We start from the raw sequence: 20,853 nt of genomic DNA, 5'->3' as shown, positions 1-20,853 counted from the left end.
CCGGATGAACGATCAGGCCAAAAGCGTCGAGCACGCCCTCGACGCCGCGCCCGCAGGCGCGACCACGGGCATGAGCAAATGGGCGCGTCAGGACACCACCTGGATGCTCGGGTTGTTTGGCACCGCCATCGGTGCCGGCACGCTTTTCTTGCCGATCAACGCAGGCATCGGTGGCTTCTGGCCCTTGTTGATCCTGGCTGTGCTGGCGTTCCCGATGACGTTTTACGCCCATCGCGGGCTGACCCGTTTCGTGCTGTCCGGACGCGAAGGCGCTGATATCACTGAGGTGGTCGAGGATCATTTCGGCAAGAAGGCCGGTGCGCTGATCACCCTGCTGTATTTTTTCGCCGTGTTTCCGATCCTGCTGATTTACAGCGTCGCGCTGACCAATACCGTGGGCAGTTTCCTGGAACATCAGTTGCACATTCAGCCGCCGCCTCGGGCGATACTGGCCTTCGTCCTCATCCTCGGTCTGCTGGCCGTGGTGCGTTGCGGCGAGCAGCTCATCGTCAAGGCCATGAGTCTGATGGTCTATCCGTTCATCGTTGCATTGCTGTTTCTGGCGGTGTTTCTGATCCCGCACTGGACCGGCGGCATTCTGACCACCGCTACCTCCGTCCCCGCACCGTCTGCTTTCTTGCACACCCTGTGGCTGGCAATCCCGGTCATGGTGTTCTCGTTCAACCATTCACCGATCATTTCAGCCTTTGCCGTCGATCAGAAGCGCCGATATGGCGACCAGGCTGAACAGCGCAGTTCGCGGATTCTTGCCCGGGCTCATGGCCTGATGGTGGTCATGGTGCTGTTCTTCGTTTTCAGTTGCGTGTTAACGCTGTCGCCCGCGCAGCTGGCCGAGGCGAAAGCGCAAAACCTGTCGATCCTGTCGTACCTGGCCAATCATTTCAGCAACCCGACCATCGCTTTTGCCGCGCCCTTGATCGCCTTCGTGGCGATCACCAAATCGTTTCTCGGTCACTACATCGGCGCCAGCGAAGGCCTCAAGGGGCTGGTGATCAAGAGCGGACAACGTCCTTCACCCCGGGCGCTGGATCGCCTGACCGCAGGGTTCATGCTGGTGGTGTGCTGGCTGGTGGCGACCCTCAACCCAAGCATTCTTGGCATGATCGAAACCCTCGGCGGTCCGGTCATTGCGGCATTGCTGTTCCTGATGCCCATGTACGCCGTGCGCAAGGTGCCCGCAATGCGTCAGTACGCGGGTAAAGCCTCCAACGTGTTCGTCGTGGTGGTGGGGTTGGTGTCGATTTCTGCGCTGGTGTACTCGCTATTGCCGTAACCCTGCCGTAACCCTGACATTGGCGGCCTGAATGTGATCGGGTCGCCTTCACTGCCGCGCCACCGTGTCGCCGATGATCAGAAAGTATGTGAGAGCCTTGTGTTGGCTATTGCGTCCCGCCGATAGTGGCAACATGCTCTCATCACTTAACCCCTGTGGAACGTGGCCGATTATGAGCGAACCTACTCTGCCGTCCGGCACCGACAGCGATGTCTACAAAACCCTGCTCGAGTCGACCAAGGCCATTCCTTGGCGAATTGATTGGCAGAGCCTGACCTTCAGTTACATCGGCCCGCAGATCGAGCAGTTGCTGGGATGGGAGCAGGGCAGTTGGGTTGGAATCAACGACTGGGTGGAGCGCATGCACCCGGACGATCGCGATTACGTGGTCAACTTTTGCGTTTCTCAATCCAAGGCCGGCGTCGATCATGAGGCCGACTATCGCGCCATGACCAAATCGGGAGATTACGTATGGATTCGCGACGTGGTCCATGTGGTGCGCAAGGATGGCGAGGTCGAGGCGCTGGTGGGCTTCATGTTCGACATCAGCGAGCGCAAAAAGACTGAAGAGCATCTGGTACGCCTGCAGAAGCAACTTGAGGCGTTTTCGTATCAGGACGGCCTGACCGGCATCGCCAACCGGCGCATGTTCGACACCGTGCTGGAACGCGAATGGACGCACGCGCAGGAGACCGGGCTGCCGCTGTCATTGATCATTCTGGATATCGACTACTTCAAGCAGTACAACGACCATTACGGGCACATCAAAGGTGACGAAGCGTTGCGCACGGTGGCCAAGACGCTGTCGCAGGCGGCCAACAATCCCGGCGACTTCATTGCCCGCATCGGCGGTGAAGAGTTCGTGTGGCTGCTGCCGGCCACGTCTCAGGCGGCGGCACGTAGGGTCGCAGACAAGTGCATGCAGCTCGTGCGCCAGCAGCAGATCACTCACGAGAAATCCGAAGTTTCGCCGTTGCTGACGTTGAGCCTGGGCGTCGGCACTATCATTCCAGGGCCGGGCGCCAGCGCGGTGTCGTTTATCGAACAGGTCGACGGGCTGCTGTATCAGGTCAAGCGCAACGGGCGGATGCGCGCAGAATACGGCGAGTTTTGACCTCTAAGCCTGCTTCCGGCCCTCGCAAGAATGACCAAAGGGGCAGGGTCTGCGCCCTTGGTCACCCATTGATCGGCGCTGATCAGGCGATGGTATCGACCACACCCCCGTCCACTCGCAAAGCGGCGCCGCTGGTGGCGGACGCTTGCTTCGACGAGACGTACACCACCATGTTCGCCACTTCCTCGATGCTTGCCGCCCGTTGAATGATCGAGCTCGGACGATGGGCCATGACGAAATCAGCCGCGCAGTCTTCCAGGGATTTTCCGGATTTTTGCACGTCGTCTTTCAGCATGTCGGCCACGCCTTCGGACAGCGTGGGGCCAGGCAGCACGGCGTTGACCGTGACTCCGGTGCCCGCCAGCCGCTTGGCCAGTCCGCGAGAAATGGACAGGTTGGACGTCTTGGTAAAGCCGTAGTGAATCATGTCGGCAGGAATGTTCAGCGCCGACTCCGACGAAATGAACACAATTCGGCCCCAGCCTTTTTTCGCCATGTCATCGGCGTAGGCGCGGGAGAGACGCACACCCGACATCACGTTCACATCGAAGAAGCGCTGCCAGACGTCGTCCGGCGTTTCGAAGAAGTCCTGAGGGCCATAAACGCCGACGTTGTTGATCAGAATGTCCACCGTCGGCACGGCCTTCACCAGCGCCTCGCAGCCCTCGGCCGTCCCTACGTCCGTCGCCACCCCCCGCAACTTCGCGCCCGGCACTTCGCTCCGAATGCGCGCGACCGTCGCATCCACCGCCTCCTGTTTACGCCCGTTGACGATCACCTCAGCGCCTGTCTCGGCCAGCCCTTTGGCAATGGCATAGCCGATGCCCAACGTCGAACCCGTTACCAGAGCGGTCTTGCCCGTCAACTCGATTTTCATGTCAGAAATCTCCATCAAGGTTCAAAGAAAGATGGAGTACTTAAACGGGGAGGGGTTCAGGAAAACCGTGTTTATCCGCGTTCCCGATTCGTTTGCCTTTGCCGTGTAAGCGCAGGCGCGCGCTGGTTTGACACCACCCCGGTCCGCGATCATCATCCTGCTCGTTCATGACCGATTCCGCTTGATCGCGAGGCCCTTATGTCTGCCAGTTCCGAAGCCTTCCCCGGCGAGCGTCAGCGCTTGATCACCGAGCGTCTGGCGGCGCATGGGCGCGTGCTTGCGGCAGATCTGGCCGCGGAGTTCAACGTTTCCGAGCATTCGATTCGTCGGGACTTGGGCGCGCTGGCAGCGGCCGGGGTATGTAAGCGGGTGTATGGCGGGGCGATTTCGTTGGCTTCCGACGGGCCGATCACTGCTCGGATCGAGCATGAGCCTCAGCGCAAGCGCGCACTGGGTCTGGCGGCTGTGCAGTTGATCAGCGCCGGGCAGCATGTGTTCATCGACGGCGGGTCGACCAATCTGGCGATCGCTCGGTCCCTCGATCCGGGCATGCCGCTGACGGTCACGACCAATGCGCCATTGATTGCCGTGGAGTTGATGAAGCTGCCCAAGGTCGAAGTCATCCTCCTTGGCGGGCGGTTGAGTCCGGTGGCGGGCAGTGCGTACGGCTTCACCACAATCCAGCAATTGAGCCATTTCAATTTCGACCTGTGCTTTCTCGGCGCCTGTGCGCTGGACGCCGTCAAGGGGGTCACGGCGTTTGACATGGAAGTGGCTGAGTTCAAACGGGCCGTGGTCGCGCGCAGCGGGCAGGTCGCTGTGGCGGTGATCAACGAGAAGCTGGCAAGTATTGCGCACTATCAAGTGGCGGCCTGCGAGGACGTCGGCGCATTGGTGGTCGAGGAGGACGCGCCGGAAGACCGGTTGGCGTTGTTCCGGGGTCAAGTGGCGCAGATCGTGGTGGCCTCCTCAAGCTGACCGCCTACCCATCAGCCTGATGAATCTTGCCCGCGTTCAGCCCATCACCGTCCGATTGCGACCCTGGTGTTTGGCGGCGTAGAGGGCGGTGTCAGCCCGTTCGACGAACGCTTCCATGGTCGGACATTGGTGCGCCGCGCAGCCGTAGACGCCCAGGCTGATGCTGACGACGCCGTTGGGATTGCCTTTGTGTTCAAGGGCACGGGCCAGCACCGCCAGACGGATTTTCTCTGCCAGCGCGAACGCTCCCTGGCCATCGCTGTAAGGCAGAAACACGGCCATTTCCTCCCCGCCGTAGCGCACAGCCAGGTCCCCTGTCCGATTCAGGTTGCTGCGGATGCACTCGGCCACCGCGACGATGCATTTGTCGCCCGCCACGTGCCCGTAGTTGTCGTTGTAGCTCTTGAAATAGTCGATATCGATCATGATCAGGCTCAGCGGGTGCAGGTTGGCCTGACCGGCGACGAACTCCAGTCCGAGAATTTCCTGAAAGTGGCGACGGTTGGCGAGCCCGGTCAGGCCGTCTTGCAGCGCCAGTTTTTCCAGTGAGTGGCTGGCGATGCGCAACTGCGATTCGGCGTTGAGGCCGAAGCGTATCTGTTGGAACAACAGTACGCCGAACAACAGGTTGGCGATCACCACGCAAATAATGATGGCCAGGGAGCGCCACGCGTACTGCCGCCACTCGTCCAGTACTTCCTGCTCCGACAGCCCCGCCAGCACCACCAGCGGGTAGCGGTCGAGACGTTTATAGCCATACAGACGCAGCTCATGATCGAGGACCGAGCGGACCGTCGCGGTGCCTTCGTAATGCTCTTTCAAGTACGTGCGAAACAGTTCGCCGTCGGCAATGGACGCACCGCGAACGTTCTGCAGCGTCGGACGGCGGGCCAGGACGGTGCCATCTGCCATGGCCAGTGTGATGACGCCGCGCTTGCCGATATCGAAGCGGTCGAAGAAGCGATCAAAGTACGCGAGCTCGATGGTCGCCAGCACCACCCCGGCAAAATGCCCATTCGAGTCATTAACGCGACGGGACACAGGAATGATCCAATCCCCCGTGGTGCGGCTCTGGATGGGTTGGCCAATGTGGGGAAGCGTGCTGTCGTAGGTCTTGTGAAACTGGAAATATTCTCGATCGGCGTTGTTGGCGTTAGCAGGCATGCGATTCAGCGAAGTCGCCGCCCAGGCGCCGTCCTTGTCGTAGATGAACAGCCCCTGAATCTGTTCGACCCCGGCAGCCGTCGCCCTCAAGTAATCGTGCATGCGCGAACTGGTCGCTGCGCCGAAGCCGTCGAAATTCAACCGCTCGACAATGCCTGCCACCGGAATGTCGGCTTGATCGAAGGTGTCCTCCGCCTGCTGTGCCATGGACCGTGACAGGTTGGCGGCAGTGGTGTCGGCAATGTCCAGTTCGTGATTACGGGATTGGCGCAGTTGCCACAACGTAATGCTGGTAATAGAGAAGCACACCAAGACGGTGAAGAAACCCGCCAGCCACAGCACAGGCATACGCTTCAGACGCCGGTGCCTGGCGTTGAAGACTGTCCCATCTACTTGTCTCAAGCCCCATCCTCGCTGACGTCTACGGTTTAAGACATACCGTCGTGACGAATTCTCCATTCTTCATCTAATCCGGTATCGCAACTGTGACCGTCTGACACGTAGCGTAGGACAAGTCGGGGATTTTGAAGGGAAAAATTGTTGTGTGTGATCTGTTTTTTGTAGGCACTCACCTACTCGCGCGTGCATTGACTCATTTAAAAGCCATCACCCGGTTGCTCATGAGATCGAATTACCCGATCGCCTTCGGCCATGGACATTCCCGTGTCGCTGCCAACACGGGTCTTTCGACGGCACGACCGGTATGATCGGGGCCTCTACCCGACCACGGTGCGACATGAATTCTCCGGACTCCAGCAAGCCGCCTTCTCCTGATCGCGATCGTCTGTCTGCCTCCCTGCTGGGTGGCGGCTGCGAGCCTGATCCCCGTTTCACGCTGGCCAATGAGCGCACCTTTCTGGCCTGGATCCGCACCGCGCTCGCGTTCTTGGCAGGCGGTATCGCCGTCGAAGCGTTTACTGGCGATGTGTTCACGCCTGGTCTGCGACGTGCCGTGGCCCTGTCGTTGCTGGTGCTGGCGATGCTGGTCAGTGCCAGTGCGTGCCTGCGTTGGTTGAAGGTCGAGCGGGCGATGCGGCAGCGCAAGCCGCTGCCATTGCCAGTGCTGGTGCCGATTCTGTCACTGGGCGGTGCGCTGGTGGCGACAGGGCTGATCGTTTTCCTGATCTACGGCGCCCCATGAGGCGTCGCGAGCCTCTGTCACTGAGGCACGACGATCCCGGGTTGCAGCCGGAGCGTACGCTGTTGGCATGGCGCCGGACACTGATGACGCTGCTGGTGGTGTGCACGCTCTTTCTGCGCTGGATCCCGCGTTTCGGGCTGATGGCCGTGCTGCCCATTTTCTTCTCATTGATGGCGGCGCTGCTGATCCAGATCGCCCTCAATGCACGCTATCGCAAGAGCAGCAAAGGCCTGAAACAAGAGCGCATCCCCGCGCCGCTTCGGGAGGTCGTGGTGCTGGGCGGGGCGGTCATTGTGCTCAGTGCGACGGGGCTCGTCGCCGTTGGATTCGGCTGAGCTGGAACTTGCCCGTGGCACTGCCCGAGTCGGACGCCACCGGTGAGGTGAGCGTCCGGCTTCGGGAGTGGTCATCCGACGATCCAAGGCCGAGAGAGTGGCGACTCCCTCGTGGGTAACCCTCAGATCAGTACGCCGCGACTAACCCGTCCTTGCGGGGGTCTGTCCCACCTACGTAGCCGTGAGCCGTACGCTGGATGATTTGCGCGCCGCCGAAGGCGAACACCCCGCTGGGGTCTTCAACGGCCACTTCATGCCCCTTGGCGCGCAGTCCGGCAATCACCAACGGGTCGAAAGAACGCTCCACCGCCACGTTCAGACCGGCCTCGATCCGCCAGCGCGGCGCATCGGCGGCAGCTTGCGGGTTCTGCTTGTAGCGCAGGATGCGCATCATCATCTGCAGATGACCCTGAGCCTGCATCGGTCCACCCATCAGGCCGAACGACATCAGCGGCGTACCGTCGTCATTCATGACGAAGCCGGGGATGATGGTGTGGAACGGGCGCTTGCGCGGTGCGACGAGGTTGACGTGTTCAGGATCGAGGCTGAAACCCGCCCCTCGATTCTGCAGGCTGATCCCGGTGCCGGGCACCACCACGCCGGAACCAAAACCCATGTAGTTGGACTGGATGAAGGAGACCATCATGCCGCTTTCATCGGCCGCAGACAGGTACACCGTGCCCCCCGCCTTGGGCGAGCCGTGCAGTGGGTCGGCGGCCTGATCGGTGATCAGGCCCGCGCGCCCTTTCAGATAGTCGGGGTCGAGCAGGTGCTCGGAGGCCACGCGCATGTGGGCGTTGTCGGTGACGTGTTGATTGAGATCGGCCAGCGCCAGTTTCATCGCTTCCAGCACAGGGTGCACGGTGTCGACGCTGTCCACCGGGTGATCGCCAACGCCGAGCGCTTCGAGCATCGTCAACCCCGCCAGGGTGGCGATGCCCTGGCCATTGGGCGGCAACTCGTGCACGACGGCCCCGGCGTAAGGGACCGACAAGGTATCGATCCAGTCGACGCTGTGATTGGCCAGGTCGTCCAGGCTCATGACGCTGCCATTGGCGTTGGCATGGGCAATGATGGCGCGTGCCAGCTCACCGCGATAAAACGACTCGCCCTTGGTTTCAGCAATTGATTCCAGGGTCTTGGCGTGATCGGCGAGTTTGACCTTTTCGCCTGCTTTAGGCGCTCGGCCGCCCTGCAGAAAGCACTCGAAAAACCCTGGCTGATCCTTGAGCAAGGCTGCGCCACGACGCCAGAGCTCGGCGATGATTGGCGTGACCTGATAGCCGTCACGGGCATAGCCAATGGCCGGGCCGGCCAGGGTGGCGAAGGGCAGTTTGCCATAGCGATCGGAGAGTGCGACCCAGGCGGAGACAGCGCCGGGCACGGTCACGGCGCCCCAGCCACGCTCGGGCATGGCTGTCTGCCCGGCGAAATGCTCGGGCGTCCAGGCCTGCGGCGCGCGGCCCGACGCATTCAGGCCTTGCAATTGCTTGCCGTCCCAGACGATGGCGAAGGCATCGCTGCCGATGCCACATCCGGTCGGTTCGACCACGGTGAGCACCATGGCGGCGGCAATGGCGGCGTCCACCGCGTTGCCTCCTCGACGCAGCATGTCGAGTCCGGCCTGCGCGGCCAGTGGTTGCGAGCAGGCGACCATGTTGTTGCCCATCACCGGCGAGCGGGCGGACGCGTAAGGTTGGCTGTAATCCAGATCATCGAACATGACGTTTTCTCTTCGGCAGTGGATCGGCGTTGAAAGGCGCTGAGTGAGCGGGGGCGTCAGCTTTTGGGGTCGAGGGCGTCGCGCAAACCATCCCCCAGCAAGTTGAAGCACAGCACGGTGATGTAGATCGCCACCCCCGGCGCGATGGACATCCACGGTGCTTGCTCCATGAAATTTTTCGCAGTGTTGAGCATCGAGCCCCAGGACGGCGAAGGCGGCTGTTGGCCCAGCCCGAGAAACGACAGGCTGGCTTCGGCGAGGATGGCCGAAGCGATGGTGAGGGTTGCCTGGACCACCAATGGCGACAACACGTTGGGCAAGACATAGCGCAGGATGATCCAGCGGTCCGGCAGGCCGATGGCGCGGGCGCCCTCCAGGTAATCCTCGTGACGGATCGCCAGCACCTGGCCGCGGGTCAGTCGCGAAAAGATCGGCATTGCCGACAGCCCGATGGCGATCATCGCGTTGCTCAGGCTCGGGCCAAGAAATGCCCCTAGCGCGATCGCCAACACCAGAAACGGGCACGACAGCAGCGCCTCCATGATTCGCGAGATCACTGCGTCCAGCTTGCCGCCGAAGTAGCCGGCCAACAGCCCCAGCGGCACGCCGATGAGCATGGCAATGGCCACTGAAACACCCCCGGCCAGCAACGAACTGCGCGCACCCCATAGCAGTCGGGAAAACAGGTCCCGACCCAGTTCGTCAGTGCCCAGCCAATACATCAGCGAAGGTGCCTTGCGCACGGCCAGGAAATTGGCCTTGAGCGGGTCGTAGGGGGCAATCCACGGGGCCAGCAGTGCCGCGAGGATAAACAGAATCAGTACCAGAGCGCCGACCACCGCGCCTTTGTTGGCGAGGAATTTCTTCACGAACGGCGAGCGGGTCCGTGGCTTCAGCGGCTCTTTGAGGGGCAATGCGGGGTTCAAGGCAATCGAGGTCATCGGGCCGTCCTCAGGCGCGGGTTGATCAGGCGATAAAGCACGTCCGCCAACAGATTGAGCAGCAGGAAGCCGATGGCGACACACAGCACCACGCCCTGCACCACGGCGTAGTCACGGTTGAACACGGCATCGACGATCATCTTGCCGAAGCCGGGAATGCTGAAGACTTGCTCGGTGAGTACGGCGCCGCCGAGCAATTCGCCGAATAGCAAGGTGGTGAGGGTCACGATCGGCATCAGCGCGTTACGCAATGCGTGCTTGAGGATCACCGTGCGCGGGAACAGACCCTTGGCTCGTGCGGTGCGCACGTAATCGGCGCGCAGCACCTCCAGCATGGCGCTGCGGGTGTGACGCATCAGCACGCCAGACAACCCGGCGCCGAGGACGAAGGCCGGCAGGACCAGGGTCTTGAGGTTTTGCCCGACGTCTTCGCCCAGCGGCACGTAACCGGACGCGGGCAGCCATTGCAGCTTCACGGCGAAGATCATGATCAGCAGAATCCCTAGCCAGAAGTGCGGAATGGAGATTCCCGAAAGGGCAAACACGTTGGCCGCGTAATCGGTGGCGGTGCCCTTGCGCACCGCTGAAATCACGCCGGTGGGAATGCCGATCAGCAAGGCGATAATCAGCGCCAGCACCGCCAGCTCGATGGTCACTGGCAGCTTGGAGACCAGCAGCGTGGTCACCGGTTGCTCGGTGCGCAGTGAGGTGCCGAAATCCCCTTGCAACACGTTGCCGACCCAATGGACGTACTGCACCGGCACCGGATCGTTGAGCCGGTATTTTTCACGCAGGTACTCCATCACGGCCGGGTCGCGTTCCTCACCGGCCATGGCCTGCACCGGATCCCCCGGCAGTAGTTTCTGCAGGGTGAAGACGAACAGCGAGACCAGAATCAGTGTCGGGATGGCGCTGAGCAGGCGTCGCAAAATGAAAGTCAGCATGACGATTCCTCGCGGCCGAGACCGCTGTCCACAGGGTCGCTGATCATTTGAAGGCAACGTTGGTCAAGCGGATCAGGCCATCAGGGTTGGGCACGAAACCGGTGAGGTTGCTGCGCATGGCGATGATCCGCGGATCGAAGTACAGGTAACTGGTGGGCACGTCTTCGGCCAGCAGGCGCAGGGCTTCGAAGTACAGCGCCTGACGCTGCGCCTGGTCGTTCACGGTACGCGCCTTGTTCAGCAGATCGTCGAGTTTCGCGTCGCAGAAATGCCCGTCGTTCTGGCCGCCCTTGCAGGTCACGAACGAGTGAATGTCGCCATCCGGATCAGGACGACCGGACCAGGCGCTCATGCCGATCTGGAAGTTGCCGGCCTGCTGTTCGCTGAGCAATGTGGCGTATTCGGTGGCGATCAGATTGACCTTGAAGCCCGCTTCCTCGGTCATCGCCTGAATGATCTGGCCGACTTGCTGGGCGATCGGGTTGTTGGCGACTTTCAGCTCCACATTGACCGGCGTCTTGACGCCCGCTTCAGCCAGGAGTTTTCGGCTGGCCTCGACATCGCGGGCTGGCATCGGCAGGTCTTTGTCGTAATAGGGGCTGTTTTTCGGGAACGGTTGCGCGCTCGGTGCGTACAGACCTTCGAACACCACCTGATTGATGGCGTCACGGTCGATGGCCAGTTCGAAGGCCTTGCGCACGCGCTTGTCCTTGCCCAGCGGATTATTGGCCTTGTCGCCATTGTGGGTGTTGTACATCAGCTGCATGTAGCCCAGCCCCGGGGTGTTGAACAGCTGCACGTGGCTGTCGGCCCTGGCGGTTTTCACGTCAGTGGGGGCAACGCGTTCGATGATGTCCAGATCACCCGAGCGCAGGTTGGCCAGGCGTACCGAGGTGTCAGGAATCGGCAGGAAAATCACCTTGTCGAAGTGATACGCCTGCTTGTTCCAGTAGTGGTCGAAGCGCTCCAGCACGATGCGATCCTGCTGGACGCGCTGGACGAATTTATAAGGCCCGGAGCACACCGGTTTGGCGCCGACGTCCGTCGCCGACGCCTTGGGCGCGAGCATCATGCCGGCGCGGTCCGACAGTTGCGAAATCAACGTGGCGTCTGGCTGTTTCACCTTGATGGCAACAGTCTTGGCATCGATCACCTCGACGCTCTCCACCGAGGCCAGCTCGCTTTTGCGCAGCGAGTCGGGCAGGGTGCGCGCGCGATCGAGGTTGAATTTAACGGCGGCGGCGTCGAACGCTTCGCCATCATGGAAAGTGACGCCGTCACGCAAGGTCATGGTCAAGGTCTTGCCGTCTTCGCTCCAGTTCCAGGCGGTGGCCAACTGCGGCACATAGGTCAGGTCGGGGCTGACGTCCACCAGTTTATCGCACAGCGCGGTGTACACCAGGCGCCCGGAGTAGGTGCGCGAGCGATGCGGGTCGAGCACGTCAGGATCGTCCTGGATGCCGATGCGCAGCGTGGTGTCGGCAAAGGCCGAGTTCACGGCGAGCAGCAACAGCGCGGTGGTCATCAGAGGGGCGAACTTCATGGCTGACTCTCCAGAGAATGGGCTTGATGGGTTTTGAACAGATGCAGCCGCTGGCTGTAGGCCGCGCTGGGGGTTGGCACGATCAACGAACCTGCACCGGCGTTGGCGATGTCGCGCCAGTAATGGCAGGCCACTTGGCGGCCCGGTTCGACGGTTTCGAAAATAGGCTTCAGCTCGCGACACAGCGCTTTGGCGTGGGGGCAACGGGTATGGAAGCGGCACCCTGAAGGCGGTTTGCTGGGGCTCGGCATATCGCCGCCCAGCAGCGGGCGCGGGCGATGCAAATCGGGGTGGCTGACCGGCACGGCGGCCATCAGCGCCTGGGTATAAGGGTGAAACGGGGTTTCGAACAACGCGTTGACGGGCGCCAGCTCGACGATTTCACCCAGGTACATCACGGCGACGCGGTCGCTCATGTGCCGGATGACTGCCAAACCATGGGCAACGATCAGCAAGGTCAGCCCGAACTGATGCTTGAGGTCTTCCAGCAGGTTGACCACTTGCGCCTGCACCGACACGTCCAGCGCGGAGACCGGCTCGTCACCGAGAATCAGCCGAGGGTCCGAGGCTAGAGCGCGGGCGATGCCGATGCGCTGACGTTGGCCGCCGGAGAATTCGTGGGGAAAACGGCTGCCGTGCTCGGGGGCCAGGCCGACCGTGCGCAGCAACTCGGCGACTTTGTCTTGACGGGCGCTGCGCGAATCGTCGCGGTGCAGCCAGATCGGCTCGCCGATGATCGCTTCGACGCTCATGCGCGGGTTGAGTGAGGCGAACGGGTCTTGAAAGATGATCTGCAGGTCACGGCGCACCTGCCGCAACCTGTCGGCGGGCAGGTTGCCCAGATTGCGGCCCTCATAAATGACGTCGCCGGCAGTGGGCCTGAGCAAATTCAGCAGCACCCGGCCCAGGGTCGACTTGCCAGAACCCGATTCACCCACCAGCGCCAGGGTCTCGCCACGGCGCACCGCCAGCGACACCTCGTTGACCGCCTGCACCGGCGGTTTCTTGCGCTGGAAAAGTCCGGTTTCGCTGTGGAAATGTTTGCTCACGGCGATGCTTTCCAGGATCGGTCTTTCGACCTCCTTCGGCTCGGCGACGCGATTGAGGGGGGTATTCATGCGCTGACTCCAAGGTGCTGTTCCAGTGGCGCGCGAATACAGGCCGCGAAGTGACCCGCAGAGATTTCCAGCAACGGTGGGCGGTCCTGGCGACAGGCCTCGATCACGAATGGGCAGCGGCTGGCAAATCGGCAACCGCCGGGCATTTCGCCAGGCGTCGGTACGCGGCCATGGATCGTCGCCAGTCGGCCTTCGCGCGGCCCCACTGACGGCATCGAACCCATCAGACCGATGGTGTATGGGTGTTGCGGGTCGTCGAAGAGGGTTTTCACCGGCCCGCTTTCGACGACGCGCCCGGCGTACATCACCATCACGTCGTCGGCGACTTCCGCGACCACGCCCAAGTCATGGGTGATCAGAATCATGGAGGTGCCCGTCTCGGCCTGCAGGCTGGCGACCAGCGCGAGAATCTGCGCCTGAATGGTCACGTCCAGCGCGGTGGTCGGCTCGTCGGCGATGATCAGTGCCGGGTCGTTCGCCAGGGCCATGGCGATCATCGCCCGTTGGCGCATGCCGCCAGACAGTTCGTGGGGGTAGGCGTCCAAACGCTGCGCGGCATCGGGCACGCGGACCTTTTCCAACATCTGCAGCGCTCGTTGCCTTGCCGCACTGGCGGAGACACCCTGATGCCGCGTGACGCTTTCGGCAATCTGCTCGCCGATCGTGAACACCGGGTTGAGGGAGGTCATCGGTTCTTGAAAAATCATCGCCATGCGATTGCCCCGCACATCCAGCAGACGCTCGTCGGGCATGCCCAACAGTGGCTCGTCCAGCAGGCTCGAGGCTCGGGCGCTGACTTGCGCGGTGTCCGGCAACAGGCCCATGAGGGCCATGGAGGTGACGCTCTTGCCGCAGCCGGATTCACCGACGATCGCCAGCGTCTTGCCCGCGTGAATCGAAAATGACACGCCATCGACCACATTGGCCGGGGCATCCTTGAAGCGCACGGTCAGGTCGCTGACGCTCAGCACGGCGGGGTTCGGATTGCACGGTGTGTCGCTCATACGCTGGCCTCGAGGTCTTGTTGCATGACGTGGTCCAGCGCCTGCTGCAAAGCGCGCAGATGCCCGCGCATCGCAGTAGCGGCTTTGACCGGGTCGCGGGTTTCGATAGCGCTGACGATGTCGTCATGGTCGTGGCTGTAGGTGTTCAGTCGATCGGCGTTGCGTGCGCGCTGGCGCAGATCCCGCCACGCGGGGTCGAGGCGGATGGCGTCGAGCATTTCGAAGATGTCCAGCATCAGCCGGTTACCCGCCGCTTCGGCAATGCCGCGATGCAGGGCGCTGTCCCACAACTCGATGCCCTCGGCGTCGATTTCGCTGGCGTGCTGCTGACGGCTGGTGCGTTCAGTCAGGCGACGCAGGATCGCCATCTGTTCCCCGCTGGCCCGCAAAGCGGCCAGGGACGCCAGCGCAGGCTCCAGATACAGCCGCGCCTCCATGATTTCGCTGAAATTGGTCCGGCTCGACAGTTTGGCGAAACTCATTGCGACGCTGGGCGGGGTCGGGCCGACGAAGGTGCCTTTGCCCTGACGACGCCAGATCTGACCTTCGGCTTCCAGCACTGACAGCGCGCGGCGAATTGCCCTGCGACTGACACCGAAATCCAGCGCCAGCTCGCGCTCGGTGGGCAACGGCCGCTGGGGGAAAGCCGTCTGTTGCGCGACCATTTGGCGCAGGGCGTCCAAGGCCATCTTTGACGAGGTGTCGTGGAGCGCATCGGTCTCGAACCTTTCCATCGTGATCTCACATGACAGGATGAAAGCACCATGCCCACCGTGCTATTCGATCACGAGGGCGGTAGCAGGGCGGGTGCAATAGCGATGCCAATCGAAATTGGTTCGGGTGTCGTAAGAGGTCGCACGGACGGCAAGCGGCAAGGCGTCAGGAGGCGGTGGGCCAATCGCTAATGGTTCGAAAGCTGGTCCGCAGAGATCGTGGCAATTGGTTCGGGGGCTAAGCGAACCAATTTTTGCGGGATGTTAACGGGGTGCCTGATTATGGTTCAGGCGCCTCGTTATTGGGCGTCGCTCCAACGCCGGGAGGTACGGGTGCGGCGTGCCAGCGGTGGTGATGTGCAACGAACACCCGCTGGCGAGGCGGATTTATCAGCGCAATTCATCTGCGCATTCGGTCAATCCCACTGCGGCGCCAGGCTCGCCGGACTGGTCAGGCGATGGCCGCGATCAAGGTCGGCGATCTTCTGCATGTCCTCGTCGCTGAGCGTAAGGTCCACGGCCTTGAGGTTGCTCTCCAGATTGGCGCGCTTGGTCGATGACGGAATCACCGCGTAGCCCAGTTGCATTGCCCAGGCGAGCGTGACCTGCGCAGGGGTCGCGTTGAGACGCTTGGCAATGGCTTCGATCACCGGGTCTTTCAACACTTCGCCCACGGCCAGGGTCATGTACGACGTGATCTTGATGCCGTGCTGTTTGGCGAACTCCGCGACGACGCGGTTCTGCAAATAGGGGTGCAGTTCCACCTGATTGGTGGCGATATTCTCCGCGCCTACGGCGGCGATGGCCTCTTTCATCAGCGCGATGGTGAAATTGGACACGCCAATCTCGCGGGTCAGGCCCTGTTTTTTGGCTTCCAGCAATGCACCCATGAATTCCGCCACCGGCACTTTGCCGCCTGGCGATGGCCAGTGGATCAGGGTCAAGTCCACATGGTCGGTCTTCAGTTTGGCGAGGCTTTCTTTCAGGCTCGGGATCAGCTTGTCGGCGGCGAAATTATCGGTCCAGATCTTGGTGGTGATAAACAGCTCGTCACGTGGCACACCGCTTTGCGCGATCGCCTCGCCGACTTCGGCCTCATTGCCGTAGATCTGCGCGGTGTCGATGACGCGGTAGCCCAGTTCGAGGCCGTTGCTCACCGAGTCGATCACGACCTGGTCTTTCAAACGAAACGTGCCGAGGCCAAATGCAGGGACAGTCATGGAATACTCCAGTGCGAAGGGAACGGGTGGCGCCCAGTATCCCGATGCGTCTGCGGCAGAAAAACCGCAGGTTGCGCAAGGGCGTTTTGACTGGGCGGCATGAATGCGCTGGAAAGATAGAGGGGTAGTGGGGCGCGTTTGTTCAGTCGGATATCGGGGACTGAACCACGCTCGGGTCCGGGTCCGGGTCCGGGTCCGGGTCCGGGTGCAGCTGCACAAGTGCAGGCAGTGGCATTTTCTGCAGCAGCGCATCCATGCGCGAAAAAAAGCTCCGGTGCGACGGGTTAACGGTTCATGTCCATGATCAGACAGGTGGTCGTCCCGGTTGCGAACAGCCGGCCGTCTGCGTCGTAGATCTTGCCTTCGGCCAGCGCCGTCGAGCGGCCCAAGTGCACCACCGTGCCTTCGGCGCGAATCGGGCCGGTCTTGCTGGTCAGCGCGCGGATGTAGCTGATGCGCAGGTCCAGCGTCGTGTAGCCCTGACCTTTCTTCAATTGCGTGTGAATCGAACAGCCCATGCACGAGTCCAGCAGCGTCGCGGCATACCCTCCGTGCACGATGCCCAGCGGGTTGTAGTGTTGCGGGCCGGGGGTGCCCTGAAAAATGAACGTGCCCGGCGTCCAGTCGATGGGCACGAAATCCATCAACTCGCCGATGGGGGGATGCGGGTAAACGCCATTGCCGATGCCGTCGAAAAACTCTTCAGGCGTGAGCTGTGCCACCTCCGCGAGGTCCATGCTGCCGGATTTGCCCAGGCGGGCGCGGATGGCTTCTTCCTGAGAGTGCCAACGGGCCAGGGTTTCTTCGCGAGAAGGATTGTGCATGGGCTACGCTCCGGGAAACAGTCGACGGATTGTCGGTTGGGAAAAAATTATGCTCATAATCCGTCGCTTCCATGACGATCGCAATACCATAAATGTCCAGCCGCTGCCCGAAACTGCCAGTCAAGCGTTGCCGTCTCTTTTAACGAAGTGTTTGTGCATGTCGGCGGTCAACGCCTCCACCCGCTCGGTCAGCGCTTTGGTCATTTCGGTCAGGCGAGTGTTCTGCTCCATCAGCTCCAGCAACTGCGCCGTGTTCTGCGTCGCGCGAGTCATTCGCTCTTCGTTTGCCTTGGCCAATGCTTCACGATGCAGCGCATCGGCGTCGGCACTGGCTTTGTCACGGGCCGCCTGACGCGTCTGAGCGAGCAGGATCAGGGGCGCGGCGTACGCCGATTGAAGACTGAACGCGAGATTGAGCAGGATGAACGGGTACACGTCGAACGTCACCAACCCGCTCAGGTTGGCACCCACCCAAAGCAATACGATGAGGGTTTGCGCGCCCAGAAACGTCGGCGTGCCAAAGAACCGCGCGAACGCTTCGGCCTTCAGGGCAAAGGCGTCATTACCAAAAGTCGGCCCGAGATGCGCATGGGCTTTGTGAAAACGCAGGTGATCGACCTTCGGCGGTGTGGCCTGGACGATGGGGGCAGGGCTAGGGGATTCGGGCGCAGCGGCAGGCATGGGGCGTTCTCGCAGGCTAAGGGAGGAAGCCCACTATAGGCCCGCGTCGGTGAGCGTTGTACTGAACCTGCGCTGAACACCCTGATCGGTCAGTCGTCCTGATCGGGGTACAACGGTTTGGACCTGTGCATGATATTCGCGTAGTCGTACACATACTGGCGGCCTGCGTGGCTGGTCATGCGCAGGCAATCGATCAGTTGTCGCTCTTTTTTATTCAGGTATCTGACACCTTTGTGGTCACTGGACTTGAGGCGATCACGTTCATGGGCGTCAGGGAAAGTGATGACGTTCGTCATGAAATATCTCCTTGGTTAAATCCGTGTGCCCGGCTCCATATTCCGGGCTTACCATTTGTCGTGCGACAACGCACCATACCCATAAAAAGTCGGAGCCTTCAACCCTGCAAATGATCAACGGATCACAGTACGCGTGTGATCTCGAAGGATTGACGACTGCCATTGACGCTGATGTCCAGATCATCGCCATCGAGCTTGCCCACCAGGCTCTGCCCCAGCGGAGCACGTTGGGTAATCACTGTGATCAAGGTGTCATCGACGTTCACCTTCAGCCCCGCTGCGTCCGGCCCCAGAAACAGGTGCTGCTCGACGCCCCTGGCAGATTCGAGCGTCACCAGATCACCAGACTGAATGCCCCGTGCCTCATCGAAGGGTTTGAGGTTCAGCTTTTGATACGCCAGCAGCGCCTGACGAATCTCTTCCACCCGTCGCGCCTGCCCTGCCGCCAGGTACGAAGCTTCAAGGCCCAACGTGTCGTATTTGTTTTCGGCGATGTTTTCCTCGTGGGTCGCGGTTTCGTAGGCGGTTTGGGCGGCCCGAGTCGCGATGTCCAAATCGATCGTGAGTTTGTCGATGATCCCCTGTAGGACCTGTTGCTTTGTCATGTCGGCGTAAAGTCTCATCGAAGGATCAACCGCAGAACTGATAGATCGCCGCACGGCTCTTTTCACTGGGGGCGGTCTGGTTCTGTTGCATCCAGAACTGGCATTTCGGGCCATTGAAGCTGCGTTGCCGCTCGGCCTGTTCGGCTTCTTGAGCCTGCCGGGCTTCGCTGTCGCGCAGGATCTGCCGGTATTGATCGAACATCGGGTTGTCGCTGTCCGCTTTGGGTTTGGCCGCCGACGGGGTTGTCAGCTGCGTCGCGGCGCTGTTCACCGCTTGCGCCTGCTCGGGGGGCAGCGCTTTGTAGATCAACCAGGCGGTAAGCACTACCGCCAGAAAGCCCAACCAGATCCCGACAGCGATGGAAAGAATGAGCTTCAAGGGACGGAGCGTGACAGACAGTTCGCGATGATTGACGTACATGGCAGACTTCCCTACTTGCGTTGAACGTGGGCGGATTGTCGCACGACCGGGGGTGGCGATTCTGCGTCGTTATAAAGGACAATCCGTTTTTTTGAACATCCTCAAGGAGCCGGGATGAAAGCCTCTTGGGATATTTTCTGTACGGTTGTGGATAACTTTGGCGACGTCGGCGTGACCTTTCGCTTGGCGCGGCAGCTGGTCGCTGAACACGACATGAACGTGCGGCTGTGGATCGATGATTTGTCGGCGTTCGCCCGCCTGTGCCCGGGCGCGGATGCCGAGGCGCCGCAGCAGTGGTGTGACGGGGTCCGTGTGTGTTTCTGGCCCAAGGACTGGCAGCCGGTCGAGCCCGCCGACGTCGTGATCGAAGCGTTCGGGTGTCATCTGCCACCGGCGCAGATCGACGCCATGAAAGCCCGCAGCCAGCGTCCCCTGTGGCTGAACCTCGAATACCTCAGCGCGGAAGAATGGGTCACTGGTTGCCATGGTCTGCCCTCGCTGCAATCGAGCGGCATTCAAAAGTTTTTCTTCTTTCCCGGATTCAGGGACACCACGGGCGGTCTGTTGCGTGAAGCCGGGCTGATCGAACGGCGCCACGGGTTCGAGCAGGACCCGGCGGCCCAACGGAGGTTTCTGGCCACGCTGGGGATTGATCCGCAGCCAGGCGCGCGCCTGATCTCACTGTTTGCTTATGAACATGAAGGCTTGGGGTCGTGGTTGACCTGCCTGGCTCAGGATCAGCAGCCGACACATTTGCTCGTGCCGGAAGGGCGGATCATCGGGGATGTCGAGCGGTGGTTGGGTGTCGGGGGCCTGGAGCCCGGTGCCTTGCACGCGCGCGACCACCTGACGATTCAAGTTTTGCCCTTCGTGCGTCAGGAAGACTATGACCTGCTGCTCTGGTGCTGCGCGTTCAATGTGGTGCGCGGCGAAGATTCGTTCGTCCGGGCGCAATGGGCCGGGCGGCCGTTGATCTGGCACATCTATGAACAGGACGACGATGCGCATTGGGCCAAACTCGATGCGTTTCTGGAGTTGTATCTGGCAGGGTTGCCCGACGAAACGGGGCAGGCGTTGACCCACGTCTGGCGCGACTGGAATGCCGGGCATGACATGACACAGTGCTGGAATACCTTGAAAAAGCATTGGGGCGAACTGACCAGTCACGCTGAGCGCTGGTGTCTGGAACAGGCCTTGCAAGACGACCTGACGACTGCGCTGGTAAGGTTTTATCGAAATTGGCTATGATACGCGCCCTTGTAGTAAGCCCTGTACGAAAAGTGGCTTTTCGTACAGGGCTTAGAAAGAACTTCAATCCAAATTCGGATATTCGTAATGAAAACTGGTAAAGAGCTTAAACCCGGCACCGTGATCCGTATCGACAACGATCCTTGGCTGGTTCAGAAAGCTGAATTCACCAAGTCGGGCCGTAACAGCGCGATCATGAAGACCAAGCTGAAAAACCTGCTGACCGGCTACAAGACTGAAACTGTCTATTTTGCCGATGACAAGCTGGACGACGTGATCCTGGACCGTAAAGAAGCCACCCTGTCGTTCATCAGCGGTGACTCCTACACGTTCATGGACACCACCGACTACACCATGTACGAGCTGAACGCTGAAGACATCGAAAGCGTCCTGCCTTTCATTGAAGAAGGCATGACCGACGTCTGTGAAGCCGTCTTCTTCGAAGGCCGTCTGGTTTCCGTTGAACTGCCGACCACTATCGTGCGTCGCGTTGACTACACCGAAGGCTCCGCTCGCGGCGACACTTCCGGCAAGGTCATGAAGCCTGCGAAGCTGGCCAACGGCACTGAGCTGCAAGTGGCTGACTTCATCGAAATCGACGACATGATCGAGATCGACACCCGTGAAGGCGGTTCCTACAAAGGCCGTGCTAAATAAGCATTGCGCTTG

Annotated in this window: 22 protein-coding genes; 7 read left to right on the top strand and 15 right to left on the bottom strand. The window is 61.1% G+C overall.

What is annotated here, in order from left to right:
* Nucleotides 1-4 precede the first annotated feature (4 nt).
* Entirely contained in the window at nt 5-1,294 is a 1,290-nt protein-coding gene (locus B3N48_RS10820; protein WP_296183215.1) for a serine/threonine transporter, read from the top strand.
* 172 nt (nt 1,295-1,466) lie between these two features.
* Entirely contained in the window at nt 1,467-2,408 is a 942-nt protein-coding gene (locus tag B3N48_RS10815) for a sensor domain-containing diguanylate cyclase (RefSeq protein WP_296183212.1), read from the top strand.
* An 82-nt stretch (nt 2,409-2,490) separates the two neighbouring features.
* On the opposite strand, the gene B3N48_RS10810 is transcribed toward B3N48_RS10815, so the two are convergent.
* Nucleotides 2,491-3,285, bottom strand: coding sequence for an SDR family NAD(P)-dependent oxidoreductase (locus B3N48_RS10810; RefSeq protein WP_296183209.1), 795 nt, complete (start codon nt 3,283-3,285; stop codon nt 2,491-2,493).
* A gap of 198 nt (nt 3,286-3,483) precedes the next feature.
* On the opposite strand from B3N48_RS10810, the gene B3N48_RS10805 reads away from it, so the two are divergent.
* Nucleotides 3,484-4,263 carry a DeoR/GlpR family DNA-binding transcription regulator gene (locus tag B3N48_RS10805; protein ID WP_296183205.1) on the top strand — a complete coding sequence of 260 codons (780 nt, stop codon included), beginning with the start codon at nt 3,484-3,486 and terminating at the stop codon, nt 4,261-4,263.
* A 36-nt stretch (nt 4,264-4,299) separates the two neighbouring features.
* Here B3N48_RS10805 and B3N48_RS10800 read toward each other — a convergent pair whose 3' ends face one another.
* Nucleotides 4,300-5,829, bottom strand: coding sequence for a sensor domain-containing diguanylate cyclase (locus B3N48_RS10800; RefSeq protein WP_296183202.1), 1,530 nt, complete (start codon nt 5,827-5,829; stop codon nt 4,300-4,302).
* A gap of 334 nt (nt 5,830-6,163) precedes the next feature.
* Between B3N48_RS10800 and B3N48_RS10795 the strand changes: the two genes are divergently transcribed.
* Both B3N48_RS10795 and B3N48_RS10790 read left to right on the top strand, forming a co-directional pair.
* Complete coding sequence (locus tag B3N48_RS10795; protein ID WP_296183199.1) at nt 6,164-6,568, top strand: YidH family protein; 405 nt, start codon at nt 6,164-6,166, stop codon at nt 6,566-6,568.
* Nucleotides 6,565-6,903 carry a DUF202 domain-containing protein gene (locus tag B3N48_RS10790; protein ID WP_296183197.1) on the top strand — a complete coding sequence of 113 codons (339 nt, stop codon included), beginning with the start codon at nt 6,565-6,567 and terminating at the stop codon, nt 6,901-6,903. The genes B3N48_RS10795 and B3N48_RS10790 overlap by 4 nt, the downstream gene beginning before the upstream one ends.
* 127 nt (nt 6,904-7,030) lie before the next feature.
* Here B3N48_RS10790 and B3N48_RS10785 read toward each other — a convergent pair whose 3' ends face one another.
* The 13 genes from B3N48_RS10785 to B3N48_RS10725 all read right to left on the bottom strand — a co-directional run bounded on the left by B3N48_RS10785 (nt 7,031) and on the right by B3N48_RS10725 (nt 18,936).
* Entirely contained in the window at nt 7,031-8,626 is a 1,596-nt protein-coding gene (locus B3N48_RS10785) for a gamma-glutamyltransferase family protein (protein WP_296183194.1), read from the bottom strand.
* A gap of 56 nt (nt 8,627-8,682) precedes the next feature.
* Nucleotides 8,683-9,567, bottom strand: coding sequence for an ABC transporter permease (locus tag B3N48_RS10780; RefSeq protein ID WP_296183191.1), 885 nt, complete (start codon nt 9,565-9,567; stop codon nt 8,683-8,685).
* Complete coding sequence (locus B3N48_RS10775; RefSeq protein ID WP_296183189.1) at nt 9,564-10,511, bottom strand: ABC transporter permease; 948 nt, start codon at nt 10,509-10,511, stop codon at nt 9,564-9,566. The genes B3N48_RS10780 and B3N48_RS10775 overlap by 4 nt, the downstream gene beginning before the upstream one ends.
* Before the next feature lie 43 nt (nt 10,512-10,554).
* On the bottom strand, nt 10,555-12,054 hold the full coding sequence (locus tag B3N48_RS10770; RefSeq protein WP_296183187.1) for an ABC transporter substrate-binding protein: 1,500 nt from the start codon (nt 12,052-12,054) through the stop codon (nt 10,555-10,557).
* Nucleotides 12,051-13,172, bottom strand: coding sequence for an ABC transporter ATP-binding protein (locus B3N48_RS10765; RefSeq protein WP_296183185.1), 1,122 nt, complete (start codon nt 13,170-13,172; stop codon nt 12,051-12,053). Before B3N48_RS10765 ends, B3N48_RS10770 begins: the two co-directional genes overlap by 4 nt.
* Complete coding sequence (locus B3N48_RS10760) at nt 13,169-14,176, bottom strand: ABC transporter ATP-binding protein (RefSeq protein WP_296183183.1); 1,008 nt, start codon at nt 14,174-14,176, stop codon at nt 13,169-13,171. The genes B3N48_RS10765 and B3N48_RS10760 overlap by 4 nt, the downstream gene beginning before the upstream one ends.
* Entirely contained in the window at nt 14,173-14,910 is a 738-nt protein-coding gene (locus B3N48_RS10755) for a FadR/GntR family transcriptional regulator (protein ID WP_296183179.1), read from the bottom strand. Before B3N48_RS10755 ends, B3N48_RS10760 begins: the two co-directional genes overlap by 4 nt.
* A 395-nt stretch (nt 14,911-15,305) precedes the next feature.
* Nucleotides 15,306-16,109: a 2,5-didehydrogluconate reductase DkgB gene (gene dkgB, locus B3N48_RS10750; RefSeq protein WP_296183177.1), complete on the bottom strand. Its 804-nt coding sequence runs from the start codon at nt 16,107-16,109 to the stop codon at nt 15,306-15,308.
* A 284-nt stretch (nt 16,110-16,393) separates the two neighbouring features.
* Complete coding sequence (locus B3N48_RS10745) at nt 16,394-16,933, bottom strand: PaaI family thioesterase (protein ID WP_296183174.1); 540 nt, start codon at nt 16,931-16,933, stop codon at nt 16,394-16,396.
* A 120-nt stretch (nt 16,934-17,053) separates the two neighbouring features.
* Nucleotides 17,054-17,614 carry a DUF1003 domain-containing protein gene (locus B3N48_RS10740; RefSeq protein WP_296183172.1) on the bottom strand — a complete coding sequence of 187 codons (561 nt, stop codon included), beginning with the start codon at nt 17,612-17,614 and terminating at the stop codon, nt 17,054-17,056.
* A gap of 89 nt (nt 17,615-17,703) precedes the next feature.
* Nucleotides 17,704-17,910: a hypothetical protein gene (locus B3N48_RS10735; protein ID WP_296183170.1), complete on the bottom strand. Its 207-nt coding sequence runs from the start codon at nt 17,908-17,910 to the stop codon at nt 17,704-17,706.
* A gap of 122 nt (nt 17,911-18,032) precedes the next feature.
* Nucleotides 18,033-18,515: a transcription elongation factor GreAB gene (locus B3N48_RS10730; RefSeq protein WP_296183167.1), complete on the bottom strand. Its 483-nt coding sequence runs from the start codon at nt 18,513-18,515 to the stop codon at nt 18,033-18,035.
* A 25-nt stretch (nt 18,516-18,540) separates the two neighbouring features.
* A complete protein-coding gene (locus tag B3N48_RS10725; RefSeq protein ID WP_296183166.1) occupies nt 18,541-18,936 on the bottom strand; it encodes a hypothetical protein in 396 nt (131 codons plus the stop codon).
* A gap of 114 nt (nt 18,937-19,050) precedes the next feature.
* On the opposite strand from B3N48_RS10725, the gene earP reads away from it, so the two are divergent.
* Together earP and B3N48_RS10715 are read left to right on the top strand one after the other, a co-directional pair.
* The gene (earP, locus tag B3N48_RS10720) at nt 19,051-20,184 is read left to right on the top strand and encodes an elongation factor P maturation arginine rhamnosyltransferase EarP (protein ID WP_296183163.1); all 1,134 of its coding nucleotides are present in this window, start codon (nt 19,051-19,053) and stop codon (nt 20,182-20,184) included.
* Nucleotides 20,185-20,271: 87 nt separating this feature from the next.
* The gene (locus tag B3N48_RS10715; RefSeq protein ID WP_274132254.1) at nt 20,272-20,841 is read left to right on the top strand and encodes an elongation factor P; all 570 of its coding nucleotides are present in this window, start codon (nt 20,272-20,274) and stop codon (nt 20,839-20,841) included.
* The last annotated feature ends 12 nt before the right edge of the window (nt 20,842-20,853 follow it).

The sequence above is a fragment of the Pseudomonas sp. UBA1879 genome (assembly GCF_002338065.1).
GTDB lineage: Bacteria > Pseudomonadota > Gammaproteobacteria > Pseudomonadales > Pseudomonadaceae > Aquipseudomonas.
The sequence above is the reverse complement of the archived record's forward strand: the minus strand, read 5'-3'. Positions and strand labels throughout refer to the sequence as shown.